This is a genomic window from Streptomyces gossypii, from assembly GCF_025165795.1.
Classification (GTDB): domain Bacteria; phylum Actinomycetota; class Actinomycetes; order Streptomycetales; family Streptomycetaceae; genus Streptomyces; species Streptomyces gossypii.
The window spans coordinates 65717-92007 of the sequence record NZ_JAJAGO010000005.1; the positions used below are offsets into that span (position 1 = coordinate 65717).

Below are 26291 nucleotides of genomic sequence, written 5' to 3' on the forward strand. Positions count from 1 at the left end.
GGCCGCGTAGGGTGTCGGAGCTATGAGCGAGCCCGCCCTCACCGACCTCCTGCACGCCGCCGTCACCGCGATCGGAGGTATCGAACGCCCTGGCCAGGTGGCTATGGCGGAAGCCGTCGCCGAGGCCGTCGACGAGGGTACCCACCGCCTGATCCAGGCCGGTACCGGCACCGGAAAGTCACTCGGCTATCTGGTGCCGGCGCTGGCGCACGGGGAGCGCGTGGTGGTCGCCACCGCCACGCTCGCCTTGCAGCGCCAGCTGGTGGAGCGAGACCTTCCGCGTACGGTCGAGGCGCTCCAGCCGCAGCTGGGCCGCCGCCCCGAATTCGCGATGCTCAAGGGCAGGTCCAACTACCTGTGTCTGCACCGGCTGCACGAGGGGGTGCCGCAGGACGAGGAGGAGGGTCTCTTCGATCCGTTCGAGGCGGCGGCCCCGACCAGCAAGCTGGGCCAGGATTTGCTGCGGCTGCGGGACTGGTCGGACGACACGGAGACCGGTGACCGGGACGACCTGCGGCCCGGGGTCTCCGACCGGGCCTGGTCCCAGGTGTCGGTGTCCGCCCGTGAGTGCCTCGGTGCCAGCAGGTGCGCCTACGGCCCGGAGTGTTTCGCGGAAGCCTCCCGGGAGCGCGCGAAGCTCGCCGATGTCATCGTCACCAATCACGCGCTGCTCGCCATCGACGCGATCGAGGGCGCCCCGGTGCTCCCGGAGCATGAGGTCCTGATCGTCGACGAGGCACATGAGCTGGTCGGGCGGGTGACCGGGGTCGCCACCGGCGAGCTGAGCCCCGGCAGTGTCCAGCGCGCGGTGCGCAGGGTGTCGAAGCTGATCGACGAGAAGACCGCGGATCAGCTGCAGACCGCGGCCGAGACCTTCGAGCGGCTGATGGAGCTCGCCCTTCCGGGGCGTCTCGAAGAGGTGCCCGAGGATCTGGGATACGCCCTGATGGCGCTGCGCGACGCCACCCGCTCCTGCGTGACGGCGCTGGGGAACACCCGCGACAAGTCCGTCCAGGACGAGGACGCGGTCCGTAAGCAGGCGCTGGCCGGGATCACGAGCATCCACGATGTCGCCGAGCGTTTGGTCGAGGCCTCCGAGTACGACGTGATCTGGTGCGAGCGCGACGACCGCTTCGGCGCCTCACTGCGGGTGGCGCCGCTCTCCGTCTCCGGACTGCTGCGGGAGAAGCTCTTCACTGACCGGTCGGTGATCCTCACCTCCGCGACGCTGAAGCTCGGCGGCGACTTCAACGGCGTGGGTGCCTCCCTCGGGCTCGCTCCGGAGGGCCGGGAGGACGACGAACTGCCGCGCTGGAAGGGGCTGGACGCGGGCTCCCCCTTCGCCTACGAGAAGCAGGGCATCCTCTATGTGGCGAAGCACCTCTCGCCCCCTGGCCGCGAGGGCTCCCGGGAGGACATGCTGGCGGAGCTCGCCGAACTGGTGGAGGCGGCGGGCGGCCGTACGCTCGGGCTCTTCTCCTCGATGCGGGCGGCACGGGCGGCTGCCGAGGACCTGCGGGGGCGCCTCGACGTGCCGATCCTGCTGCAGGGGGAGGAGACGCTCGGCGAACTCATCGGCCGGTTCGCCGCCGATCCGGCCACCTGCCTCTTCGGGACGCTCTCGCTGTGGCAGGGCGTGGACGTGCCGGGAGCCAGCTGTCAGCTGGTGGTCATGGACCGCATCCCCTTCCCGCGGCCGGATGATCCGCTGATGAGCGCCCGGCAGAAGGCGGTCGAGGAGGCGGGCGGGAACGGCTTCATGGCGGTGGCCGCGACGCATGCGGCGCTGCTGATGGCCCAGGGTTCCGGACGCCTGGTGCGGGCCTCGGAGGACCGAGGCGTGGTGGCGGTGCTCGACCCCAGGCTCGAGCGGGCGCGCTATGGCTCCTACCTGCGCGCCTCGATGCCCGGCTTCTGGTACACGACGGACCGCAACCAGGTGCGGCGCTCGCTGGCCGCGATCGACGAGAAGGCGCGCAGTCGGCAGGAGTGAGGCTGGGCGGCGCGGCGCGCACAGCGATGCCCCGGAACCGGCGCAGAGGTTCCGGGGCACGTTCCCCGCGCCACGGCGGTAGACGCCGTCGCGACGGGAGCCGCGGAAGCGGCGGAGCGGCAGGCAGCGGCAGGAGGCCGTCACATGCGGCGCAGCACCGCCACGACCTTGCCGAGGATCGTCGCGTCGTCGCCGGGGATCGGCTGGTACGAGGCGTTGTGCGGCAGCAGCCACACATGGCCGTCCTCGCGCTTGAAGCGCTTCACCGTCGCTTCGCCCTCCAGCATGGCCGCGACGATGTCGCCGTTCTCCGCGACCGGCTGACGGCGCACCGTGACCCAGTCGCCGTCGCAGATCGCCGCCTCGACCATCGAGTCGCCGACGACCTTGAGGACGAAAAGCTCGCCGTCGCCCACCAGCTGACGCGGCAGTGGGAAGACGTCCTCCACGGACTCCTCGGCGAGGATCGGGCCACCGGCGGCGATCCGGCCGACGAGCGGGACGTAGGACGCCGAGGGCTTCCCGGTGGTGTCCGTGGTGGTCTGGGTGCTGGGCGTGTCGGAGCCGCGCACCTCGTACGCGCGGGGACGGTGTGGGTCCCGGCGGAGGAAGCCCTTGCGCTCCAGCGCCATCAGCTGGTGTGCCACCGAGGAGGTGCTGGAGAGTCCGACGGCCTGCCCGATCTCCCGCATCGACGGTGGGTATCCTCGCCGCTGCACAGAGTCACGGATCACCTCGATTACGCGCCGTTGCCGGTCGGTGAGCCCCGAGCTGTCGGCCCGGATGCCCGGCGGCCGGCCGGGCAGGGCGCGGGCAGGCTGTGGCTCGTCGGCGACCGGGTTCGTTACATCGCTTCTGACCTGCGGTGTCTGGTCGATCGCCGGTGCGGAACGGTCCTGTGTGGTGATGATGGCACTGTCTGCGGCGGTGGTCACGTCAGCCCCTTTCGAGCGGTACTCCCTAATGGGACAACGGTAGTTGGTTTCGAAAGGTTGCGCCAAACACACGTTCGAGTGAAAATTCGCTATTCGGCTGACGTGATCAAGTGGATGGGTGTAAGTCGGCCGCCGGAGCGGGAGCCCGGGGCTCGCCGTCCGGCCGTCGTGGGCAGGTGTGCGCTCAGTGTCGCAGGCCCGCCCCGCCGTCGGCCGCGCACCCTCATTCCCGTACGCTCGGCGCTGCCGACGCGACGCGCCGCGCGAGCGACCGGTTGCCTCCTGACACCAGATCTAGTGGTTAGATGGCGTGAGCCACCTACAAGTTGTGGTGCCCGGTCTTTCGGGCGGCGGGGTGTGGACTATGCTGGTGATTACTTCGACGGTCCCTGCCAGGGGCTCTCCGAGGTCGTTCAGTCATGTGTAACGAGGGCTCAAGAAGGGTGGGAAGCGATGCACTGTCCCTTCTGCAGGCACTCCGACAGCCGCGTCGTCGACAGCCGTACGGCCGATGACGGCACCGCGATCCGGCGCCGCCGTCAGTGCCCCGACTGCTCCCGTCGGTTCACCACGGTCGAGAACGCGTCACTCATGGTGATCAAGCGCAGCGGCGTCACCGAGCCCTTCAGCCGGGGCAAGGTGATCGCCGGGGTCCGCAAGGCATGCCAGGGGCGCCCGGTCACCGAGGACGCCCTCGCGCAGCTCGGACAGCGCGTCGAGGAGGCAGTCCGGGCGACGGGGAGCGCGGAGCTCTCCGCGCACGACGTCGGCCTCGCCATACTCGGCCCGCTCCAGGATCTCGACCTCGTCGCGTATCTGCGGTTCGCCTCCGTGTACCGGGCGTTCGAGTCGCTCGAGGACTTCGAGGCCGCCATCGCGGAGCTGCGCGACGCGCCACCACCTCCTGGTGCGCAGGAGAAGGACGAGGCGGGTGGGGTCACCGAGGTCCCCGCGCCCGCCGTCGCCGCCGACTGACCGGCCGGACGAGGAACAGGCCGGTGCGCCCCAGGTGCTCCGGCTCATCAGACATACACCGTGCCCTGGAAGAAACAGGGCACTTGGGGGCGTTATGCCCGCAAAGGGAGGCGGAATGACAGAGACGACGAGCGGCCCGGCACGCGGCTCCCGCGCGAAGGGCAGCAAGGCGAACAAGGGGCTGCGCATCGAGCGCATCCACACCACCCCCGGCGTACATCCGTACGACGAGGTGGAGTGGGAGCGCCGGGACGTCGTCATGACCAACTGGCGCGACGGCTCGGTCAACTTCGAGCAGCGTGGCGTCGAGTTCCCCGGCTTCTGGTCGGTGAACGCGGTCAACATCGTCACCAGCAAGTACTTCCGCGGTGCCGTCGGCACGCCACAGCGGGAGCACAGCCTCAAGCAGCTCATCGACCGCGTGGTGCGCAGCTATCGCGCGGCGGGAGAGCAGAATGGTTACTTCGCGTCCGCCGAGGACGCCGAGATCTTCGAGCACGAACTGGCCTACGCGGTGCTGCACCAGGTCTTCGCGTTCAACTCCCCGGTCTGGTTCAACGTCGGGACCAAGCAGCCGCAGCAGGTCAGCGCCTGCTTCATCCTCTCCGTCGACGACTCGATGGAGTCGATCCTGGACTGGTACAAGGAAGAGGGGATGATCTTCAAGGGGGGTTCCGGCGCGGGCCTGAACCTCTCCCGCATCCGCTCCTCCAGGGAACTGCTGTCCTCTGGCGGCAACGCCTCCGGCCCGGTCTCCTTCATGCGCGGCGCCGACGCGTCCGCCGGCACGATCAAGTCGGGCGGTGCCACCCGGCGTGCCGCGAAGATGGTCGTACTCGATGTGGACCACCCGGACGTCGAGGCGTTCATCGAGACGAAGGTGAAGGAGGAGGAGAAGATCCGCGCGCTGCGCGACGCGGGCTTCGACATGGACCTCGGCGGGGACGACATCGCCTCCGTCCAGTATCAGAACGCGAACAACTCGGTCCGGGTGACCGATGAGTTCATGAAGGCGGCGGAGGCCGGGGAGAAGTTCCCGCTGCGCGCCAGGATGACGGGCGAGGTCGTCGAGGAGGTCGACGCCAAGGCGCTGCTGCGCAAGATGGCGGTGGCCGCGCATGTCTGCGCCGATCCGGGCATACAGTACGACGACACCATTAACCGTTGGCACACCTCGCCCGAGTCGGGCCGGATCACCGCGTCCAATCCGTGCAGCGAGTACATGCACCTGGACAACTCGTCGTGCAACCTCGCCTCGCTGAACCTGATGAAGTTCCTGCGCGCCGACGACAGCGGCAACCAGTCGTTCGACTCCGAGCGCTTCGCCAAGGTCGTCGAGCTGGTCATCACCGCGATGGACATCTCCATCTGCTTCGCGGACTTCCCGACCGAGAAGATCGGTGAGACCACGCGCGCCTTCCGGCAGCTCGGCATCGGCTACGCGAACCTCGGCGCCCTGCTGATGGCCACCGGCCATGCGTACGACAGCGACGGCGGCCGCGGCCTCGCGGGCGCCATCACCTCGCTGATGACCGGCACCTCGTACAAGCGTTCCGCCGAACTGGCCGGCGTTGTCGGCCCGTACGACGGCTACGCCCGTAACGCGCAGGCCCACCAGCGGGTGATGACGCAGCACGCGGACGCCAACACCGACGCGAAGCGCGTCGACGACCTGGACACTCCCGTCTGGGCCGCGGCGACGGAGGCATGGCAGGACGTCATCCGGCTGGGCGGGAAGCACGGCTACCGCAACGCACAGGCCTCCGTGCTGGCGCCCACCGGCACCATCGGCCTGATGATGGACTGCGACACCACCGGCGTCGAGCCCGACCTCGCCCTCGTCAAGTTCAAGAAGCTGGTCGGCGGCGGCTCGATGCAGATCGTGAACAACACGGTGCCGAAGGCGCTCAAGCGGCTTGGCTACCAGCCGGAGCAGGTCGAGGCCGTCGTCGAACACATCGCCGAGCACGGCAACGTCAGCGACGCCCCCGGGCTGAAGCCCGAGCACTACTCGGTGTTCGACTGCGCCATGGGCGAGCGCTCCATCTCCCCGATGGGGCACGTCCGGATGATGGCGGCCGCCCAGCCGTTCCTTTCCGGAGCGATCTCCAAGACCGTCAACATGCCCTCGAGCAGCACTGTCGAGGACGTCGAGGAGATCTTCCTGCAGGGCTGGAAGCTCGGCACGAAGGCGCTCGCCGTCTATGTCGAGAACTCCAAGGTGGGCCAGCCGCTCTCGGCCAAGCGGACCGAGAAGAAGGTGGCCGCCGAGCCCGAGCCCGAGAAGGTCATCGAGTACCGCGCGGTCCGCAACCGGCTGCCCAAGGGCCGTCCGGGCATCACCACCTCCTTCACGGTCGGCGGCGCCGAGGGCTACATGACGGCCAACTCCTACCCGGACGACGGCCTCGGCGAGGTCTTCCTGAAGATGTCCAAGCAGGGTTCCACCCTCGCGGGCATGATGGACGCCTTCTCGATCGCGGTCTCGGTGGGCCTGCAGTACGGCGTGCCGCTGGAGACGTACGTCTCGAAGTTCACCAACATGCGCTTCGAACCGGCCGGGATGACCGACGACCAGGACGTACGGATGGCGCAGTCGATCGTCGACTACATCTTCCGCCGCCTGGCGCTGGACTTCCTGCCCTTCGAAACGCGTTCGGCGCTCGGTATCCACTCCGCCGAGGAGCGGCAGCGTCATCTGGACACCGGGTCGTACGAATCGTCGGCGGAGGAGATGGACGTGGAGGGCTTCGCCCAGTCCGCGCCCCTGCACTCGGCCGACGCTCCGGACGCCGCAGTACCGGACGCCGACGCGCAGCCGACGGCGGCGGCTCCCGCTCCGTCGGAGGCGCACAACTCCACCGAACTGGTGGAGATGCAGCTGGGCCTGAACGCCGACGCACCGCTGTGCTTCTCCTGTGGCACGAAGATGCGCCGCGCGGGCAGCTGCTACCTCTGCGAGGGCTGCGGCTCCACCAGCGGCTGCAGCTGAGGGCGGCGGACGCCACACCGTGAGGTGACTGCCGGGCAGGGCGGTGCAGCCGGGACATCCCGGCTGCACCGCCCTGCCGCGTGCGGCTCAGCGCGGGTTGCTGCCCATGACCCTGGTGAAGGTGTCCGGATCGGCGTCGAACCCTCGTACCAGCGAATGGAAACCCCAGGACTCCGGGCCGTTCCGGGTGAATTCTCCGATGGTCGCCGCAGTGGCTCCGGCGACGCCCGCGAATTCATCGACCGCCAGTTCGGTGTATCCCTCAAGGATCCGGATGCCGGGGTTCACTATTTCCGCGAACGTCCGCCGTCCACCGGCCTGCTGAATGGCGACCCCCACCACCACCCGGGAGTAGGTGGCAGAGAGCCGGTCGAGTTCCAGGGACATTACCTCGTCGGAGCCGAAGCCCTTCCCGTCGCGGCTGTCCCGGTGGAGGGTGATGGTGCCGTCGGGCGAGCGGCTGTCGAAGTGCACCAGATACTGCGGTCGTCCGTACGGATCGTCCGCCGAGTAGGTCGCTGCGATGATGTCGAGATCATGATCCGGCTCTCCCGGAGGGCTGGGATCCCACCTGAGCGTCACCTCGACCTTTTCGATGCCCTTGCTGAGACTGCTCACCAGTTTTCCCTTCAGTGGAACCGGGCGAATACGGACCGGACGATTGACGCCTGCAGCAGCTGCGTCAGCGGTATCTCTGGTACCCGTCAAGGAAATTGCCGTCGGTCGACCCACCATGTTGCCACGTGTGACAGCGCGGTACCCCCTGATCCACTGCCCCAACAGAGGGCCTGCCACTCGGGCTTGCGAGAATCCGGGGCAGGACGGCCGGGCCGGTGGCCCGTGACGCGGCGGCCGACGCGTTCGAGGCGCAGTGCGGGCGGCTGTCCGGGCTCGCCTACCGGATGCTGGGGTCGGCTGCGGAGGCCGACGATGCGGTGCGGGACGCCTGTCTGCGCCGGGACTCGGCGGAACGGGACACGCTCACCCCCCCGCCGCCTGGCTGACCAAGGTCGTCACCAACCTCTGTCTCAACCGGCTGAATTCCGCCCGCTCCCGGCGCGCGCAGTACGTCGGACGGTGGCTCCCGGAGCCGGTTCTCACCGAGGACGGGGCGGATCCGCCCGCGTGGCGCGCTATCTGGTCGGCGGGATGGAGAAGTCAGGCGGTTCGACGGGAACCACCGTGGCTGAGGTCAACGGGGCACCGGCGGCGCTGGTGTGGGCCGGGGGCGGCTGCTCAGCATCCTGGACTGGGCGGCCTGGCAGTCGGCCGGCAGCCCTTGGGCTCTTTCCGGGTCGCTCTTGAGGTGCGCGCCGGGGAGCGCGGAGTGGGTACGTGCGCCCTGTGCGTATGGCTGCTCACCCGGATGGCCGTACGATGGCGCGGTGCTGGTCAAGTGGATGCGCTGCACCGTCGTGGACCGTCGAGGGTTCGAGCGGGCTCAGCGAAAGTGGGCGGGGCTGCTCGGCGAGCCGGGATTCCTTGGCCAGGGCGGCGGCTGGAGCCGGTCCAGGGCCGGGGTGGCACATCTCTTCGGATTCTGGGAGAGCCGTGCCTTCTACGACTCCTTCATGGCACGCTCCCACGACCGGCTGCACGCCTCGCAGGTCGGCACGTACCAGGACATGCAGGTACGGCTCTTCGAGTACCGGTTCGACGTGAAGGTGGGTTTCGAGCCCACCTTCCTCGGCACCGACCTGCTGCGGGTGGCGCACTGCACGGTGCGGCACGACCGCATGGACCACTTCGTGCTGATGCAGGAGAAGGTGTGGAATCCGGCGATGGCCGGATCTCCCGGAATGCTCCGTGGGGTTTTCGCGCAGGCGCAGCCGGAGGACGAGTTCCTGGTGCTGTCCATGTGGAATTCGACGGCGGAGCACGGGAAATACCGCGCCGAGCGGGTGGAACGGCTGGCGCTGCGGGCCCAGACGGGGGCCGACCTGGCGGCCATCGCGGGCGACGTCATCGACCTCGAGCCTTCCTGGACGGTGATGACCCCCTGAGGGCTGTCCCGTGATCCCTGGTGGATCAGCGCGCGGCGTCAGATGCGGTGCTTCGCAAGGCGGAGGGGCGTCCTCGTACTGGGCGTGTCCGGGCGTTCCGGCAACGCAGCGAGGTGCCGTAGCTGTCGTCGTGCGCCCGCCAGGGATCACGGGACAGCCCTTAGGGTCTGCGCCCAGCACGAGGACGATTCTCCGTCTTGCGATCCGCGGCACCGGATGCCGCAGGCTGGGCCTCAAGGGCCGCCGGGACAGGCCCTGAGCGCCGCGTACACGCGGATTAAGGGGGCGGCTCCCGTTACAGTTCAGCGTCATGAATGCCGATCCCCATAACCCCGCCGACAGCACCGCCGACAGCACCACCGGTAACCGCGACGGCCGAGGACAGGGCGGTCCCGGAGAGGGCGCGCCGGCCGGACAGGAAACCGCACGTGGACGGGCTGCCCGCGCTCTGGGAAGCCTGCGGGGCCTGGCGGTCGGCGACGGGCTGGGTTCGCAGTTCTTCGTCCCCGCGCATCTCGGCGCCCTCCGCCGCCGTGAGCTGCCGCCCGCCCCCTGGCAGTGGACCGACGACACCGAGATGGCCTGCTCGGTGGTGGCCGTGCTGGCCGCACACGGAGAGATCGACCAGGACGCTCTGGCCGCCGCCTTCGCGCGGCACCACGACTTCGACCGGGGATACGGGCCGGCGGTCAACCGGATGCTGCGGCTCATCCGGCAGGAGGGCGCCGACTGGCGGGAATTGGCCGCGTCGCTCTTCGAGGGGCAGGGGTCCTGGGGAAACGGTGCGGCCATGCGGATCGCCCCCCTCGGTGCCTGGTTCGCGGACGATCCCGCCCACGCGGTGGAGCAGGCCGAGCGGTCGGCGTTCGTCACCCATCAGCATCGGGAAGCGGTCGCCGGTGCGATTGCCGTGGCCGGCGCGGCGGCCCTCGTGGCCGGTGATCCGGCCGGCCCGGGCGCCGGGACCGTCCCGAGCGTGGAGACCGGGGCGGAGATGCTGGCAAGGCTCATCGACATGGTGCCCCGCAGCGCCGTGGAGGCGGGGCTGCGCCGGGCGGCGGACATGCTCGACTACGACGACGTGGCCACCGTCGCGGCAGTGCTGGGCAGCGGCCGCCAGACCAGTGCCCATGACACGGTGCCGTTCACCCTCTGGGCCGCCGCCCGGCATCTCGACGACTACGAGCAGGCGATCTGGACGACAGCGCAGGCAGGCGGGGACGTCGACACGACCTGCGCCATCGTCGGCGGCATCGTGGCGTCGAGGCCGTCCGGTGCGCCGCCCGCCGCCTGGGCGGACCGCACCGAGCCGCTGCCGGAGTGGGTGCCGGAGCAGGCGTCGGCGGGGTCCGGCCCCGGCACGGCGGGCTGAACCGGCTGAACCGGCTGCATCAGGTGGAAACGGCTGCATCAGGTGGAAACGGCTGACACGAACGCGGGCGCCGCGCATCGAGTCGTACCCCTCCCGGGCACTGTCGGCCCGGTCCGGGGTCCGGCCTACCCGCCGCCCGGAGCAGCGGATACGCTGTGAAGTGCCATGCCCTATGAACCGCCCACACACCGCGTCGAGCGGTCGCTCCGTGCCACTACCGGGGCTCGGGTGATCGCAGGAGTCGATGAGGTCGGCCGCGGCGCGTGGGCCGGGCCGGTGACGGTCTGTGCTGCCGTCACCGGGTTGCGTCGCCCGCCCGAGGGGCTCACGGACTCCAAGCTCATCACCGCCAAGCGGCGCGCGGAGCTGGCCGGACAACTGGACGGCTGGGTCACCGCTCACTCCCTGGGGCACTCCTCCTCCGAGGAGATCGACGCACTGGGCATGACCGCCGCGCTGCGACGGGCGGCGCTGCGTGCGCTGGAGGCCCTGCCGGTTCGGCCGGACGCGGTCATCCTCGACGGCAAGCACAACTACCTCGGCGGCCCCTGGCGGGTCCGCACGGTCATCAAGGGAGACATGTCCTGCGTCGCGGTCGCTGCGGCCTCCGTGCTGGCCAAGGTGCGCAGGGACGCGATGATGGCGGAAATCGGCGCCGAGCACGCCGAGTTCGCCTTCGACAGCAACGCGGGATACCCCTCGCCCGTGCACCGCGCCGCGCTGGAGGAGTACGGTCCGACCCCGTACCACCGGTTGTCGTGGTCCTACCTGGACCTCCTGCCGCGCTGGCAGCACCTCAAGCGGGTACGCGACGAACCCGTGGACCAGATGGGCCTGTTCTGATCACGTCCGAAACCGAGCCCGGCTGCCAGTCCAGCCCACCCGCTGGTGAACGCCGAACTGGCGTTTGATAGACAACCCGTATGCCTCTCACCCCCGAGGAGCCACAGATTCACGAGAGTGTCCCGGCACCCCGCACCGCAGCGGGAACCGCCCGGAATCCGCAGGCCGCCCGCCCCGCACCACCCGTGCCCGGCCCCCGCCCCGCTCCCCGTCCGGCCCCGCCGGGCGCGGGACGTGAACGGCCCGGCCCGGCCCGCACCGACGGCACGGCCAGTACCGGGCCCGCCGCCCGGATCGAACTGGTGGCTGCGGCGGACGCGACGGCGCTGGAAGCCGCCGACGAGACGGTCGACAAGCTCCTGGAGGAGGGACGGGCCCCAGGCGAGATCCTGCTCCTGACCACCGGTGAGGAGCACCCCTGGGCGCAGCACGAGCTCTCCTTCGGTGAGGACTCCTACTGGCGTCAACTGACGGAAGGCGAGGATGTCTTCTGTGCTCGCGCCTCCGCTGCCGAGCGTGTCGGCAACCGCCCAGTCGTACTCCTCGCCGTCAACGGCGGCACGGACGGCGAGGCGGCCGAGGCACTTCCCAGGGCACTGGAGCGGGCCGATGAGCAACTGATCGTATGTGGTGATCCGGAGCGGCTGAGCGCTCTGCTCTGAGCCTCAGCCGGCGGCCTGCCGTAGCTCCTCCGGCGTTCCGCCGAGGGGGTGCACGGCAGGCGTTGCCTGCTTCGGCACGGCAGGGTATGCGGGCGGCGGTGCCCCGTAGGCACCGGTACCCTCGCCGCTCGCACCCACGCCCGAGTCCGGGGCAGTGCTCCGACCCGGAGCGCCCGGTTCGGCATCGGGGGCGGGACCGGCGTGCGGCTGCCGGCCGCCGCGCCCCTCACCCAGCACCTGCCAGCCGGAGCGCGTCAGCGTGATGTACGCGCCGCAGCGCAGGCCATGCAACGTGCAGGCGTCCCGCAGCCCCCACATCCAGGCGCCGTCCACCTCCGTCCAGCGCGGCTCGCCGTCCCGGCAGAAGAGCAGCACGGCCGTACGGGCCGGGGTGCGGCGGCGCAGATCGTGCGGGATCACCCGGCGCAGCCGGTCGAGCAGGGCATTGCGGTACTGCCAGCCGTCGGGGTGCCCCGCCTGCTGGGTGAACGAAGCGCTCGCGGCCAGCCGTTCGTCCGGGCCGATGACGGCCAGTACGACGGTGGACGGCCGTGGCCGATGACGCTCGCAGAGGCCGGTCACCACATCGCGTGGGCTGCGGAGCAGGGGGATGCCCGCGGCAGCCCATTCGGAGGGCTCGAGAGTCCGGCCGAGCCGGGAGGCGGAGTCGGTGGTGGGCGGCGGGGTGAAGCCGAAGCTCACGGTCCTCCCTTCGTCCGTCGAACCGTTTCAATTCTCGCTGCCGCATCGCGCCGCGGCAATGCGCCAGCCGGAGACATCAACCCTGGACAGCGAGAACCAGCGGCAGCACCCCTGCTGCGCCCGCCGAGTTCAGCAGCCTGGCCGCGACCCGCGAGGGGACGCAGCATGCCTCGCTCGTCCACCACGAGCAGGCCGGCCCCGGCTGCCCTCGATTCGTGGTGGCGGATCCACTCTTCGTAAGCCTTCTGCCACGGTGGGTGGATTCGTTGAATGTCAGTGCCGTCGGGTTGCATGGGGGGATGGACACCCTGGAGCTGCGCACTGAAGCCGATGCCGTTCTCGCTGAGCTGGTGGGTACCCCGGGGGGTTCGGCGGGGTTGCGGGAGGACCAGTGGCAGGCGGTGGCGGCTCTGGTGGAGGAGCGCCGTCGTGCGCTGGTGGTGCAGCGCACCGGGTGGGGAAAGTCGGCGGTGTATTTCGTGGCTACTGCTCTGTTGCGTCGGCGTGGGGCTGGCCCGACGGTGATTATCTCGCCGTTGCTGGCGCTGATGCGTAACCAGGTGGAGTCGGCGGCGCGGGCGGGGATCCAGGCGCGCACCATCAACTCGGCTAATCCGGAGGAGTGGGAAACGATTTACGGGGAGGTGGAGCGCGGCGAGACCGACGTTCTCCTGGTGAGCCCGGAACGTCTCAATTCCGTGGATTTTCGTGATCAGGTGCTGCCGAAGCTCGCGGCGACGACTGGTCTGCTGGTGGTCGATGAGGCGCACTGCATCTCCGACTGGGGTCATGATTTCCGGCCTGACTACCGTCGGCTGCGCACGATGCTTGCGGAGTTGCCGGCAGGTGTGCCGGTGCTGGCGACGACGGCGACTGCGAACGCGCGGGTGACCGCGGACGTGGCGGAGCAGTTGGGCACGGGGAGCGGGGACGCGCTGGTGCTGCGGGGGCCGCTGGACCGGGAGAGCCTCCGGCTGGGAGTGCTGGAGTTGCCCAATGCGGCGCATCGGCTGGCGTGGCTGGGGGAGCAGCTGGGGGATCTGCCGGGTTCGGGGATCATCTACACGCTGACGGTGGCCGCGGCGGAGGAGGTAGCGGCGTTCCTACGGCAGCGCGGTTATCCGGTGGCCTCCTACACGGGGAAAACGGAGAACGCCGAGCGGCTGCAGGCGGAGGAAGACCTCCTCGCGAACCGGGTGAAGGCGCTGGTGGCGACCTCGGCGCTCGGAATGGGCTTCGACAAGCCGGACCTGGGTTTCGTGGTGCACCTGGGGGCGCCTTCGTCTCCGATTGCCTACTACCAGCAGGTCGGGCGTGCGGGGCGTGGTGTGGACCATGCGGATGTGCTGTTGCTCCCGGGCAAGGAGGACGAGGCGATCTGGGCCTACTTCGCTTCGGTGGGTTTCCCGCCGGAGGAACAGGTGCGGCGCACCCTGGACGCCTTGGAGCAGGCGGGCCGTCCGCTGTCGCTGCCGGCTCTGGAGCCGTTGGTCGATCTTCGGCGCTCGCGCCTGGAGACGATGCTGAAGGTCCTGGACGTGGACGGGGCGGTGAAGCGTGTGAAGGGCGGCTGGACTGCGACAGGTCAGCCGTGGGTGTACGACGCGCAGCGGTACGCCTGGGTCGCGAAGCAGCGGGCGGCGGAGCAGCAGGCCATGCGGGACTACGTGGCGACCACGGGGTGTCGGATGGAGTTCTTGCAGCGGCAGCTGGACGACGAGAAGGCGGTCCCGTGCGGCCGCTGCGACAACTGCGCCCGGCCCTGGGTGGAGGCGGCCGTGTCTCCCGCAGCCCTTGCGGCGGCGGCAGGCGAGCTGGACCGTCCGGGGGTGGAGGTCGAGCCCCGCAAGATGTGGCCGACCGGGCTCGCCGCGGTCGGCATGGACCTGAAGGGCCGTATCCCCGTGGGTCAGCAGGCGGTCACCGGGCGCGCGTTGGGCAGACTGTCGGACATCGGCTGGGGCAACCGCCTGCGTCCCCTCCTGGTGGCGCAGGCGGCGGATGGGCCGGTCCCGGACGATGTGCTGGCTGCTGTCGTGACGGTGCTGACCGACTGGGCCCGCTCGCCGGGAGGCTGGGCCAGCGACGCCCCTGACGCGGTGGCGCGGCCTGTGGGGATCGTCGCCATGCCCTCACGCACCCGCCCCCGGCTGGTCGCCTCCCTGGCCGAGGGAGTGGCCCGTGTGGGCAGGCTCCCGCTGCTGGGCAGCCTGGCCTACACTCCGCACGCCGACGAGTACGCGGCGCACCGTAGTAACTCCGCCCAGCGGCTGCGCGCCCTGGCCAATACGTTCGCCGTGCCCAACGAACTCGCCGCCGCCCTGGGCGACACCCCCGGCCCGGTCCTTCTCGTCGACGACTTCACCGACTCCGGCTGGACCCTCGCGGTGGGTGCACGCCTGCTGCGCCAGGCTGGCGCAGCCGAGGTGCTGCCGCTTGTCCTTGCCACGGCTGGGTAGTGTTTCCAGCTGGTCTTCTCGCCGTATGGGTTGGTCAGGAAGGGTGTGCAGGGTTCTGCCCCTGTCTGCCTTCTGCGCAGCGGGCAGACCTGTGGCTGATCGCCTCACGAGTTCGGCCGCTCCGGCGAATGGATCGGCGTGCGGGCACTGAGGCCAGCCACCGCCGTGTGTATCCCGCCCTGCGTGCCCCATGCGAGGACGGGCCGCTCAGTAGTCGGAGGTTCAGAATGCGCTGCACAGTCCGCTCAGCCACAGACGTCCTTGCGGGGCTGGGTGGCGGACGGGCGTGACTACCGGAGGCTATGGGTTGGTTCCTGAGGGCTGTCCCGTAGTCCCTGGTGGATCAGCGCGCGGCGTCAGATGCGGTGCTTCGCAAGGCGGAGGGGCGTCCTCATACTGGGCGTGTCCGGGCGTTCCGGCAACGCAGTGAGGTGCCGTAGCTGTCGTCGTGCGCCCGCCAGGGATCATGGGACAGCCCCTGGCAGCGCCTTGCCGAGGACTGCCCGGATGCGGTCTGGGTCGGCATCGTGGTCGTCGAGGAGGATTGCTGCACACAGTCCGTCGCAAAGTGCGACGAAGGCTTCAACGGCATCAGGGTCGTCCGTCTGTGTTCGGGCGAGTTCCGCGACGCTTTCGCGCCAGCCTCGCGCTGCGGGGCGTAGGGCGGGGCGGCGAGCCGCCAGGGTCGACAGCTCACGTTCGGCGAGTGCGCGCTCGCGCCCTGGTCCCGCAGATTCAGCGATGAGCCGGGCGAGCCCGTCGAGAGGGTCGTCCGCGGTATCGATGAGTTGGCGGATGCGGCGGGTGTACGTGTCGGTGACGCTGGTCAAGGCGGCGACCAGCAGGTCGTCGAGTGTGGCGAAGTAGTAGAGCGTCAGGCTGGTGGTGATTCCCGCTTCTTTGGCGACGGTCCGGTGGGTCACGCCGACGGCACCGTCGCGGCGGACGATCGCGAGCGTTGCCTCGATGATCTGAGCTCGGCGGCGTTGACCGCGCAGTTTGCGCCCATCGACCGTGTCCTGCTCATCCGCCATTGTCCTCACCAATCGTCGCCGCTCACGCGGGTCGAGGCTACCGGCTCCGCCTCACGGTTGGCGTCGCCGATCGGGCGGATGTGGCGCAGTGTCCTGAAGCAAGCGACTGAGGCTCCAGCGATTGCGATACCCGCGGCGATCGCGGCGGTGTTGAGTCCGCTGGTGAACGCGTCCTGCGCGCTTCGGAGAGCCCCGGCCGGCAACTGGTCCGCCACCGACGTTGCGCCGGAGAGGCTGTCGCTGTACGGCTCGGCCACGGACTGGGGCAGTCCGGGCCGAGCCTCGACCGCCGTCCGGTAGATCGCCGTAGTGAGGCTTCCCAGGAGCGCGACCCCGGCCGCGATCCCGAGCTCTTGCACGGTCTCCGACAGCGCGGCGGCTGACCCGGATCTCTCCGACGGTGCCGCGCCTACGACGATGTCGGTTCCCAGCGCGGCGATGACTCCGAGGCCGAGATAGAGGAAAGCGAATCCGGTGACCACGCTCAGCTTGCTGTCGGTCCCGGCGAAGGCGAGGAAGGCGTATCCGATGAGGGACAGTGCGAGGGCGGAGGCCATAACGCCCCCCGGCGGGACGCGAGTGGCGATCAGGGGCGCACCGATGCCCCCGATCAGCATGGCCAGTGCCGGCGGCCCCATCCACAGGCCGGCTGCCATGGGCGAGAGACCCTCGACGAGCTGCAGGTGCTGTGTGATCAGGAACATCATTCCGCCGAAACCGACCAGGCCGATCAGCAAGACCGTCAGGGCGGCGGAGAAGGCCCGGTCGGCGAAGAGCCTGATGTCCAGCAGCGGCTCTTTCAAGCGCAGTTGGCGACGGACAAACGCGACCGTCGAGCCGCCACCGAGAAGGACGGCGGCCAACGCCTGGACGTCGAGGCCATGTGCGGCGACATGCTTGATCGCATAGATGGTCGGAAGCATCGCCGTCAGAGACAGGCCGACGCTCAACGGGTCGAGCCGACCGGCATCGGTCCGAAACTCCGGCAGCAGCTTTGGTGCAGCAGCCAGCACGAACACGCTGACGGGTACCGCGATCAGGAAGACTGCACCCCACCAGAAGCTGGCAACCAGGACACCGCCTACGACCGGTCCGGCCGCCATTCCGAGCGCGAACATCGTGGCCCATGCACCGATCGCCGACGCCCGCTGCCGGGCGTCGGTGAACATGTTGCTGATCAGGGACAATGTGGACGGCATCAGCGTCGCTCCGGCCACTCCCAGCAGGGCCCGCGCCATGATCAGCCAGAGGGCGCTGGGGGCGAACGCTGCAAGAATCGAGGCCGCGCCGAATGCGGCCGTGCCGATCATCAGCAGGCGCCGGCGCCCGATCCGGTCGCCCAGCATTCCCATGGTGATCAGGAACCCCGCGATGAGGAATCCGTAGGCGTCCATGATCCACAACGTCTCCGTTGCGGTTGGCTGCAGGTCCGCGGCCAGGCTCGGAACGACGAGATACAGCGCCGTTACATCGAGCCCCAACAGCGCGGTCGGCAATGCCAAAACCGCGAAGCCGGTCCACTCCCGCCACCCCGCACGTGACGACGGTTGCGCCTCCATCTCACCCTCCGAACTAGTTGAACCTACGTACTAGTTGTACCATCGTTCAATATAATACGTGAAGGAACCGGAGCTGTGACTCACGGGAACGCGCCCCTCGGCGTGGAGGGGAGGCGGCGGCTGGTGACGAAAAGCAGGACTCGGCGATCGCCCATGTCGCAGCGGAGATGGGGATCTCAGGGGCGTGCGCGTCGAAAGTGGGTCGACCGGTGGCGCCGCTACGGCGAGATGGGCATCCAGGACCGGCCCTCGAGTCCGCATGCCAGCCTGAACGTCACCGGATGCCGGGAGACTGCGGCGGGCTGGCAGGGAGACAGTCGCCGGATAGGCGACTCACGGAGCGTCGCAACTCGATGATCACTCAGACTTGTGCCTGCGCTGCTCGCGAGAGCCCGCCGCACCTGTCTGCGCCACCTCTGACTCGCCCAGCGTGACCATCGACTCGCACAGGGCCGGCTGAGGTCCGGCTCACAGCGCCGCGCCGCCAAGCCTGCGAACCGCCTTCCCGAGCACCCGCTCCCCGGAGAAGAAGCCGCGATGGCGGGAATCAATGCTGTGGGAATTGTCGCCCAGTACCACGAGGGACCCCGGCGGCACGTGGGTGCCGGGAAGGGCGCCGGTGGACTCCTCCGGGACGGGATCACCGGGCAGGGCGGCGACACGCTTGATGTTCCACCCCGTCGTAGGGGGGTCGCCGGCCGGTACCCCGGAAGGATCCGGCGGCCGGAGTACGACGACGTCGCCGCGGCGCAGCTGAGTGAGGAGGCGGCGGCGCACGACGACCCGTTCCCCGTCTTGCAGAGTGGGCGCCATGCTGCTGCCCTGGACGGCCACGACGACAAAGGTCCTGCGCAGGTATCCGGCCGCGAGGCCCGTGGCAAGCAGACACGCGGCCGGCGCGGTGATCAACAGCCTCATGCCCATCGCCGACGGCCCCCGCTCCAGTCCCTCCCGAGATGGATCAGGATCCTGCGTGCCATGGCTGCGTGTCAATCCTTTTTAGCCTGCGGAACTGCCGTGGGGATTGCCAAAGCAACGTCATAAAAGATCTCGAGTCCATCCTCTGGAGCTGCTGCACGGATCGCTGTACAGTCCTGATCCGCAGCAAGCGGAATGACTGTTGACCCGGAAAGGGAATGCCATGAAGAAGACGCTGAGAAGGCTTGGTGACCGCGCACTTGAGCGTGTGGTGCCCAGTACTTCCGCCAAGGCGGAAGTGGGTTTCTATAAGTTCTGCTACTGCTCCGGGCCGTTCTACTACGCGCGCCTGTGCCCCTACGACGGTGGCGCCTGCAGCGGCTGCCGTCGCACGGGTGAATGCTAACGAATCACCCAGGGGTGCGTCGGTGGAGCTTCCTCCGCTGACGCGTTCGGTCCGCCGGTCCTCCGCTGCCCGCGCGGCGCAGGACCGGCGGCAAGGCGTGCGAATGCAAGGTAGGGACCGAGGTGTACTACATCGGGCTCACGGCCCGTCTCCTGCTGGCTCTCGTCTTCGTCGCCGCGGTCCTCGGCAAGTCCTGGCCGCGCCGTTCGTTCGATGACTTCGTCGCCGCGCTCAGCGCGCTGCGGCTCTTCCCCCGGCGGCTGTCCGGAGCAGCCGCCTCGGCCACTGTCGCGGCCGAGGCGGTCACGGTGCTGCTGCTTGCCGTGCCCGCGACCGTGGAAGCGGGGTTCGTGGTGGCGATGGCCCTGCTGGGGACCTTCATCGCCGGGATCCTGAGCGCACGAGGCCGCGGGCGTCAGGTGCCGTGCCGGTGCTTCGGCGCCGGCGGCAGCACACCGCTCGGCCTGCCGCATGTGATCCGCAACGCGGCGTTGGCGGTGGTCGCGGTGCTGGGCCTGGCGGCCGACTACGCGTCAGCAGGCGGGTCTTCGCACCCGGGTGGCGTGGTGCTCGCATCTGTCACCGCCGCTGTCGGCGCTGTGCTGGTGGTACGGATGGACGACCTGCTGGCGCTGGCCCCCATGGCTCGCTGAGCGCCGGGACCTCCGGCGCTCCGACGCGGTCGCCCGCAGTGGCCGGACCGCTTACTGGAGACTGTGATGATCTTCCTCATAGCCGCGTTGGTCCTCGTCGGGGCGCTGAGCATCTTTCAGCTGATGCTCCTCCTGGCAGTGCTGCGCAGGCTCCGCGAACACGAGGCTCGGTTCGAGCGGATCGCCGAGGGCGGCGCCCTGTCGGGCGGCTACGATCCGTCCGTGCTGGTGGGCCGTCAGGTACCCGAGCTCGCGCATGCGGCGTCTCCTGGCGACGCCCCCAGACCGGTGGGATTCTTCTCCGTCGGCTGTGACGCCTGCCATGAACAGGCCCCCGCGTTCGTCGCGTCGGCCGCCACCCGTGGGGCTTCGGCGGTCGTGGTCGGTGACACGCCGGAGGAACTGGTCGGGCTGCTGGACGGCGTACCGGCGGTGACGGTGGGGGTACGGAGCGAGGAGCTGGCCAAGGCGGTGGACATCCAGGTGTTCCCGACCTTTCTCGAGGTCGACGGGGACGGGCTCATCGTGTGGGCGGGATTCGAGCCGGCGGCCGTGGCGACGACCTCGTGAAGGACGGGCCGGGCGGCAGGCGCCTTCTGGGGCTCCTCACCACCATCTGGGGCTACTGCTGGAAGGCCGCCCCTCTGGTGTGGATCGGCCATCTGCCGCTCGCCGTGCTTGCGGGGCTCATTCCGGTCAGCGCAGCCTTGCTGACCAAGCTGGTGGTCGACGACCTCGTGAGCGGCGGCGGTCAGGCGCTGCTCTACGCGGCCGGACTCGCGGCGCTGGGCTTCTTCACCGGGGTGGTGCCGCACCTCGCGGAGTATCTGCGCGGCGAGCTCGGCCGGAGGATGGACCGGTTTCTGCAGGACCGGCTGCACACCGCCGTCAACGGGTTCCATGGCCTGTCCCGCTTCGAGGACCCGCGCCACCTGGACCGGCTGCGGATGGCGACCGAGGCGTCCGGCGGCTCCATGATGCCTGTGACCGGCGGAATGGCGGAGACCGGCCGCAACGCCGTCGCGGTGGTCAGCCTGCTGATCACGCTGGTGTTCCTCAGCCCCGTGATGGCGGGCCTCGTCGTCGTCGCCGCGGTGCCGGTCCTGCTCGGGCAGCTCGCGCTGTCGCGCCGGCGTGTGGGGATGCTGGCGGCGACCTCCATGGCGATGCGCAAGGAACTGTTCTATTCGGCGCTGCTGACCGAGGAGCGGGCGGCGAAGGAGGTGCGTCTGTTCGGGCTCGGCACCTTTCTCAAGGCCCGGATGCTGGGAGAACTCGGCACCGTCCAAGACGCAGAGCGTCGTGTGGACCGCAAGGATGCGGCCGTCCAGAGCTCTCTCGCCGGGCTGTCCGCCTTGGTGGCCGGCGGCGGTCTGGTGTGGGCCGTGGACGCGGCGATGGCGGGCCGGCTCACGCCGGGCGATGTGACGGCCTTCGCGGCGGCGGTCGCCGGGGTCCAGACCGCACTCGTGGGGCTGGTGGTGAGCCTGGCACAGGCGCACCAGTCGCTGCTGATGTTCTCCTTCCACGAGGCGGTGACCGGACTCCCTGACGATCTCGCCCCGCCGCGCGAGCTTGTCGCGGGCGGGGCACGCCATCTCCCGGCGCTGAGGCACGGGGTGGAGCTGCGTGATGTGTGGTTCCGCTATGACACGCAGCAACGGTGGGTGCTGCGCGGGGTGGACCTGTTCATCCCGTTCGGCACGTCGCTCGCGCTGGTCGGTCTCAACGGGGCCGGGAAGAGCACGCTGATCAAGCTGCTGTGCCGCTTCTACGACCCGGTGCGGGGCTCGGTCCACTGGGACGGCAGGGACCTGCGGGACATCGCTCCGGAGGAGCTGCGACGCAGGATGGGCGTGCTGTTCCAGGACTTCATGTGCTACGACCTGACGGCGCGCGAGAACATCGGTGTGGGCGCCCTGGACCTGATGGAGGACGGGGAGCAGATACGGCGGGCGTCCGGACTCGCAGGGGCCCACGAGGTGGTGGCGGCGCTGCCACGCGGCTATGACACCTTGCTCAGCCGGATCTTCTTCGCCGATGACGGAGGGGAGGAGGAGGATCCCGAGGCGGGCATGGTGCTGTCGGGCGGGCAGTGGCAGCGCCTGGCACTGGCCCGCGCTCTGCTGCGGCAGGGAAGGGATCTGCTGATCCTGGACGAGCCGAGCGCGGGCCTGGACGCACAGGCCGAGTACGAGGTGCACGCGAGACTGCGCGCGCACCGCACCGGCGCCACCAGCCTGCTGGTGTCCCATCGGCTCAGCGCCGTGCGCGAGGCCGATGTGATCGTTGTGCTGGACGAGGGCCGGATCACCGAACAAGGCACACATGACGAGCTGATGGCGGCCGAGGGCGCCTACGCCCAGCTGTTCACGGTCCAGGCCGCGGGATACCTGCCGGAGGCCGTGGAGAGCTGACCGGCATAAACAGTCAGACGAGCTGATGTAAGTGATGGATCTGTGGATAACGGGACGCATCGCCCCCTGTCTCCCGGCACTGTCGAGCCATGACACAGCACACCGGCGGACACACTCCTGATCCCTCCCTCTCCGGCGGCGCGGCTCAGGTCGCTCTGCGCGGCCCCTCGGAGCTCGCGGACGCACTGCCCTATCTCCTCGGCTTCCATCCCACCGACTCGATCGTGGTCGTCGCCCTGCACGGTGAGCGTGGGCGGTTCGGCGGTCGGCTCCGGATGGGCATTCCGGCGACGCCCGACGAGTGGGCGCCCGTCGCCTCCCAGCTAGCCGCCTGCCTGCAGAGCGGTTCCCTTGCCCGCGGCGGCGCCCCTGACGGTGCCCTGGTCTTCCTCTGCCAGGATCCACCCGCGGGCGGATCGGGAAGGGCGGTGATGGAGCGACTGCGCCCGCTGGCCCAGCGCATGCGGACCGCCTGCGGCGAGCTGGAGATGCCGGTCTTCGAGGCGTTGTGTCTCTCCGGCGGGCGCTACTGGTCCTACTGCTGCCCGGAGACGAGCTGTTGTCCGGCCGAGGGCACGCCGCTCGCCCTCCCCGGCACATCGGCGATGGCCGCGGCGGCCACCTTCGCCGGAATCCATGTGCAGGGGTCGCTGAAGGAGATGGAAGCCAGGGTGGCACCCCTCGCCTGCGGGCTCTCCTCACCGCAGGAGCGAGCACTGGACAAGGCGGCCGCCGCCCTGGTCCCGCGGATGCTCAGCAGCCACGACCGCGACGCGGTGTCGGGTGAGACCGTCCGGCTGGCGCGTCGCCTGATCGACCGGTTCCGCGGGGCGGCGCGGGCTGACGGAACCGACGTCGTGGCCGAGGCGGACGCGCGGGACGACGCCCTGCTGTCGCACGACGAGGCGGCGATCCTGATCCTCGGACTCCAGGATCGGGGCACCCGGGACCGGGCCGCCGAGTGGATGGAGGGCCGCGAGGCGGCTCCCGCCCTGCGGCTGTGGCGTGCGCTCTCCCGCCGTTGCGTGGGGACGTACGCGGAGCACTCCGTCGCGCCGCTCACTCTGGCCGGCTGGGTCGCGTGGTCCAGTGGCGACGAACCCTCGGCACGCGTGGCCTTCGGCCGTGCCCTGGACACCGATCCGGACTATGTCTTCGCGCAGCTGCTGCACCGTGCCTGCAACGAAGGGCTCGATCCCGAGCCGCTGCGGCGCTGCATGCGGGAGGAGCGTGCCACCCGGCGCCGGAAGCGGCGTGGCGGTCGTCCGGGTGTCGCACGCCGGACCACGTCATGACCGGCCTGATCGTCGCGCGTGTCTGCTGGGTGATCTTCTGGCTGCTGGAGCGTCTGCGTAGCCCTTCGCGGCGCTTGTGCCGCGCGGGTCGTCGAAGTGGACTGTTTATCGTCAGTGAGACGACTATGATCGCGCCATGCCCTATGACCCGGCGGCCTTCCCGCCATTCGCCGTCACCGTCGACCTGGTCGTGCTCACGGTGCGCAGGCATGAGCTCTGCGCCCTGGCGGTGCGCCGCGGTGAGCCGCCTTATCAGGGTCGATGGGCATTGCCGGGCGGGTTCGTGCGGGCCGAGGAGGACCTCACGGCGGCTGCGGCCCGTGAGCTCAACGAGGAGACGGGTCTGCGTGCCCATGACCCGGGCAGCAGCGCCGCCGAGGCGCATCTCGAACAGCTCGCCACCTATGGCGACCCGCAGCGCGACCCGCGGATGCGGGTGGTCAGCGTCGCACACCTCGTCCTGGCCCCGGATCTGCCCTCGCCCACACCCGGCGGTGACGCGCACAGCGCCCGATGGGCGCCCGTGGACACCCTCATCGCCGGGCCGGGCGGGACGGGGCGTGAGGAAGAGCAACCGATCCCACTGGCGTTCGACCACGACAGGATTCTCTCGGACGGAGTGGAGCGGGCCCGGTCCAAGATCGAGTACTCCTCGCTCGCCACCGCGTTCTGCCCGTCGGAGTTCACCGTCGGAGAGCTGCGGCGCGTCTATGAAGCGGTGTGGGGCGTCGTGCTGGACCCGCGCAATTTTCACCGCAAGGTGACCGGCACGCCCGGCTTCCTGGTGCCGACCGGTGGGACGACGACCCGGCAGGGCGGGAGGCCAGCCCAGTTGTTCAGGGCCGGCGGTGCGACGCTGCTCAATCCGCCCATGCTGCGTCCGGAAGTCTGACAGGCCTCCACTCCTGCACGGAAAAACGGACATATCGCGCTATCTTGCTCGGGTGCGTTCCCCACGCGTCCAGCAAGAGCAGCGATGATCCAGGCCATCGGACTCACCAGCGTGCCCCGGCGCCGATGCGGGCCGGTCGTCGACGACCTCACCTTCGAGGCTCGCCCCGGGCAGGTGACGGCGCTCCTCGGGGCAGACAGCTCCGGCAAGACAACCGCCCTGCGGCTTCTTCTCCAGCTCGAACGCGGCCGTGGAGTCGCGCTCTTCCGGGGGCGCCCGCTCAAGCGCATCCCCAATCCGGTCCGCGAGATCGGCGTCCTCCTCGGAGATGTGCCGGGGCACCCCGGGCGGACCGCGTCCGGGCACCTGCGGATGCTGGCCGCGGTGGCCGGGGTCCCCGCCGAGCGGGCCGACGACCTGCTCGACGTGGTCGGGCTCAGCGGGCTCGCCCACCAGCGGCTCGGCTCCTTCTCGCTGGGGATGGACCGTCGGCTGGGGATGGCGGCCGCACTCCTGGGGGATCCGCACACGCTCGTTCTGGACGAGCCCGCGCGCGGGCTGTCCCCCAGGGAGGGGAGCTGGCTGCACGGGCTGCTGCGCGAGTACGCGGAGCAGGGCGGAGCGGTGCTCATCACCCTGCGCGACCCCAGAGAGGCGGGGCGGACGGCCGACCGGGTCGTCACCATCGACGGCGGCCGGCTCCAGGCCGACCAGGAGGCCGCAGATTTCGCCCGCACCCGGCTCCGTCCCCGGGTTGTGGTCACCTCCCCGCACGCCGGGCGGCTGGCCACGCTGCTCCGGGGGGAGGCCGGCCTCACGGCCGGCTCCGGGCCGGCGGCCGGCGCCGAAGGGCCGCTGGAGATCGTGTGGGAGGGAGGAAGCAGGCTCCGCGTCTACGGCAGCAGCTGTGCGGCCGTCGGGGAGGCGGCGTACCGCCACGGCATCCTGGTGCACCAGCTGGCAGCCGAGACGGGCGAGGCGGTCGCGGCGGCCAGTGCGCCGAGGACCCCGCTGGCCCGTGCCGACGGCCGCCGGGCCGATGCCCGGACGGCTGCCGTCCGCCCCGCCGAGAGCGGGGACGGTCCAGCCGAGCCGGTCCGCCCGGTGAAGTCATCCCATCCAGCGGGCCCGGGCGACGCGGACGACCGCCCCGGTGGTGCCGGGCCGGGCGACACCCCCGCTGACGCCCCAGCCGGCGGCACTGCCGAGGCTGACGCCCTCCGCGCCCACGCGGTGACCGGTCCGCCCCGATTCTCCGCCGTCCCTCGTCCCGGCCCCGCCGCGCCCCTGCGCTACGAGCTCCACCGCTTCCTTGGCATCAGCGTCACCTGGTACGTCCTGGCCGTCGCCCTGCTGGCCGCCCTCCTTCCGGCCGTCGGGCTGGCGGCGGCCGGAGCCGAGTCGTACGATCCGGGCCGCCCGCCACCGCTGCTCACCGGCCTTCCCGCGGCCGTCTCGTCCTTCCCGCTGACGCCGGCCGCGCTCGCGGCCGGCGTGCTCGGAGCCCTCGCCTTCGGACAGGAGTGCCGCTACCCGGCCCTCGCCCCGGCTCAGACCCCCGTCCCCCGCCGAATCGGCCTGCTCGTCGCCAAGCTGTCCGTCGCCGCCTGCACCTCCGTCACGCTGTGCCTGGTCACCGGCGCACTCAACGCGGTCGTGCTCAGTCTGCTCTTCGGCAGCGATGTGCTCATGCTTCCTCCGGAGGCCCCGGCTCTGCCCGCGCTGGCGCTGCCGGTGCTGGCCCTGACCGTCGGGTGCGCCTGGGCGGGCCTGCTGGCCGCGGCGATCACCCGGTCGACAGCCGCCGGCCTGGCGGGCGCAATCGCGGTTCCGGCGCTGGTCACCCCGGTCGTACGGGAGCTGCTCGCAGGTTCGGTCAGGCGTTCGTTCGACGGACTGCCCGCCCGACTGGAGTCGGTCTTCCTCGTCTCCTGGAGGTCGGAAGGCGAGGGCTGGCCGGCCGTGGCCCTCAGGTTGCTGTCCCAGCCCGCGGGCATGGCCGTGGTGCTGTCGGCGGCCGTGCTCGGATGCGGCTATGTCCTGCTGCTCCTGCGCGGCCGGTGGCGTCGTCGGCTGCTGCCGCCGGCGGCAGCGGGGGGAGGCTCGAACACAGCTTCGCAGAGTCCGCCGTGAGCCTGCGGTCGTACCGGGCGTAAAGCCTCGTTCTTTCCGATAAGGCGT

At 70.3% G+C, this 26291-nt stretch carries 21 protein-coding genes; 15 read left to right on the forward strand and 6 right to left on the reverse strand.

The genetic code is table 11. The features are described 5' to 3' along the window. Positions 1-22 precede the first annotated feature (22 nt). A complete protein-coding gene (locus tag LHJ74_RS11910) occupies positions 23-1993 on the forward strand; it encodes an ATP-dependent DNA helicase (protein ID WP_260217929.1) in 1971 nt (656 codons plus the stop codon). Positions 1994-2133: 140 nt separating this feature from the next. Here the strand turns inward: LHJ74_RS11910 and lexA are convergent, their stop codons facing one another. Further along, entirely contained in the window at positions 2134-2928 is a 795-nt protein-coding gene (gene lexA / locus LHJ74_RS11915; protein ID WP_260217930.1) for a transcriptional repressor LexA, read from the reverse strand. Between the two features lie 453 nt (positions 2929-3381). Here lexA and nrdR point away from each other — a divergent pair, with 453 nt between their 5' ends. Both nrdR and LHJ74_RS11925 read left to right on the forward strand, forming a co-directional pair. Continuing rightward, on the forward strand, positions 3382-3903 hold the full coding sequence (gene nrdR, locus LHJ74_RS11920; protein ID WP_260217931.1) for a transcriptional regulator NrdR: 522 nt from the start codon (positions 3382-3384) through the stop codon (positions 3901-3903). Between the two features lie 115 nt (positions 3904-4018). Then, positions 4019-6895 (forward strand): vitamin B12-dependent ribonucleotide reductase, encoded by a 2877-nt coding sequence (locus tag LHJ74_RS11925; protein WP_260217932.1) that lies wholly within the window; start codon positions 4019-4021, stop codon positions 6893-6895. A gap of 87 nt (positions 6896-6982) precedes the next feature. Here the strand turns inward: LHJ74_RS11925 and LHJ74_RS11930 are convergent, their stop codons facing one another. Next, positions 6983-7513, reverse strand: a complete 531-nt coding sequence (locus LHJ74_RS11930) for a TerD family protein (protein WP_260217933.1) — start codon at positions 7511-7513, stop codon at positions 6983-6985. Positions 7514-7728: 215 nt separating this feature from the next. Between LHJ74_RS11930 and LHJ74_RS34160 the strand changes: the two genes are divergently transcribed. The 5 genes from LHJ74_RS34160 (at position 7729) to LHJ74_RS11955 (ending at position 11775) form a co-directional block, all read left to right on the forward strand. After that, entirely contained in the window at positions 7729-7899 is a 171-nt protein-coding gene (locus LHJ74_RS34160; RefSeq protein WP_311203286.1) for a hypothetical protein, read from the forward strand. A gap of 381 nt (positions 7900-8280) precedes the next feature. After that, positions 8281-8898 carry a YdbC family protein gene (locus LHJ74_RS11940; protein WP_260217934.1) on the forward strand — a complete coding sequence of 206 codons (618 nt, stop codon included), beginning with the start codon at positions 8281-8283 and terminating at the stop codon, positions 8896-8898. A gap of 310 nt (positions 8899-9208) precedes the next feature. Continuing rightward, a complete protein-coding gene (locus LHJ74_RS11945) occupies positions 9209-10270 on the forward strand; it encodes an ADP-ribosylglycohydrolase family protein (protein WP_260217935.1) in 1062 nt (353 codons plus the stop codon). Positions 10271-10435: 165 nt separating this feature from the next. Then, a complete protein-coding gene (gene rnhB / locus LHJ74_RS11950; RefSeq protein WP_260217936.1) occupies positions 10436-11113 on the forward strand; it encodes a ribonuclease HII in 678 nt (225 codons plus the stop codon). 80 nt (positions 11114-11193) lie between these two features. Beyond that, complete coding sequence (locus tag LHJ74_RS11955) at positions 11194-11775, forward strand: hypothetical protein (RefSeq protein ID WP_260217937.1); 582 nt, start codon at positions 11194-11196, stop codon at positions 11773-11775. 3 nt (positions 11776-11778) lie between these two features. Here the strand turns inward: LHJ74_RS11955 and LHJ74_RS11960 are convergent, their stop codons facing one another. Beyond that, on the reverse strand, positions 11779-12477 hold the full coding sequence (locus LHJ74_RS11960; RefSeq protein WP_260217938.1) for a hypothetical protein: 699 nt from the start codon (positions 12475-12477) through the stop codon (positions 11779-11781). Between the two features lie 299 nt (positions 12478-12776). On the opposite strand from LHJ74_RS11960, the gene LHJ74_RS11965 reads away from it, so the two are divergent. Further along, positions 12777-14936, forward strand: coding sequence for a RecQ family ATP-dependent DNA helicase (locus LHJ74_RS11965; RefSeq protein ID WP_260217939.1), 2160 nt, complete (start codon positions 12777-12779; stop codon positions 14934-14936). A gap of 464 nt (positions 14937-15400) precedes the next feature. Here the strand turns inward: LHJ74_RS11965 and LHJ74_RS11970 are convergent, their stop codons facing one another. From LHJ74_RS11970 to lepB, 3 genes are all read right to left on the reverse strand, one after another. Next, positions 15401-15970, reverse strand: a complete 570-nt coding sequence (locus LHJ74_RS11970) for a TetR/AcrR family transcriptional regulator (RefSeq protein ID WP_260217940.1) — start codon at positions 15968-15970, stop codon at positions 15401-15403. Between the two features lie 5 nt (positions 15971-15975). Further along, a complete protein-coding gene (locus LHJ74_RS11975) occupies positions 15976-17529 on the reverse strand; it encodes an MFS transporter (protein WP_260217941.1) in 1554 nt (517 codons plus the stop codon). 468 nt (positions 17530-17997) lie between these two features. Then, a complete protein-coding gene (gene lepB, locus LHJ74_RS11985; RefSeq protein ID WP_260217942.1) occupies positions 17998-18447 on the reverse strand; it encodes a signal peptidase I in 450 nt (149 codons plus the stop codon). Positions 18448-18975: 528 nt separating this feature from the next. Between lepB and LHJ74_RS11990 the strand changes: the two genes are divergently transcribed. The 6 genes from LHJ74_RS11990 to LHJ74_RS12015 all read left to right on the forward strand — a co-directional run bounded on the left by LHJ74_RS11990 (position 18976) and on the right by LHJ74_RS12015 (position 26243). After that, positions 18976-19506, forward strand: coding sequence for a MauE/DoxX family redox-associated membrane protein (locus LHJ74_RS11990; protein WP_260217943.1), 531 nt, complete (start codon positions 18976-18978; stop codon positions 19504-19506). A gap of 66 nt (positions 19507-19572) precedes the next feature. Beyond that, positions 19573-20076 (forward strand): thioredoxin family protein, encoded by a 504-nt coding sequence (locus LHJ74_RS11995; RefSeq protein ID WP_260217944.1) that lies wholly within the window; start codon positions 19573-19575, stop codon positions 20074-20076. Then, positions 20034-21923: an ABC transporter ATP-binding protein gene (locus tag LHJ74_RS12000; RefSeq protein WP_260217945.1), complete on the forward strand. Its 1890-nt coding sequence runs from the start codon at positions 20034-20036 to the stop codon at positions 21921-21923. Before LHJ74_RS11995 ends, LHJ74_RS12000 begins: the two co-directional genes overlap by 43 nt. Before the next feature lie 89 nt (positions 21924-22012). Then, complete coding sequence (locus LHJ74_RS12005) at positions 22013-23218, forward strand: DUF4192 domain-containing protein (RefSeq protein WP_260217946.1); 1206 nt, start codon at positions 22013-22015, stop codon at positions 23216-23218. Between the two features lie 136 nt (positions 23219-23354). Further along, positions 23355-24110: an NUDIX hydrolase gene (locus LHJ74_RS12010; RefSeq protein ID WP_260217947.1), complete on the forward strand. Its 756-nt coding sequence runs from the start codon at positions 23355-23357 to the stop codon at positions 24108-24110. A gap of 84 nt (positions 24111-24194) precedes the next feature. Then, positions 24195-26243, forward strand: coding sequence for an ABC transporter ATP-binding protein (locus LHJ74_RS12015; RefSeq protein WP_260217948.1), 2049 nt, complete (start codon positions 24195-24197; stop codon positions 26241-26243). Positions 26244-26291 lie beyond the last annotated feature (48 nt).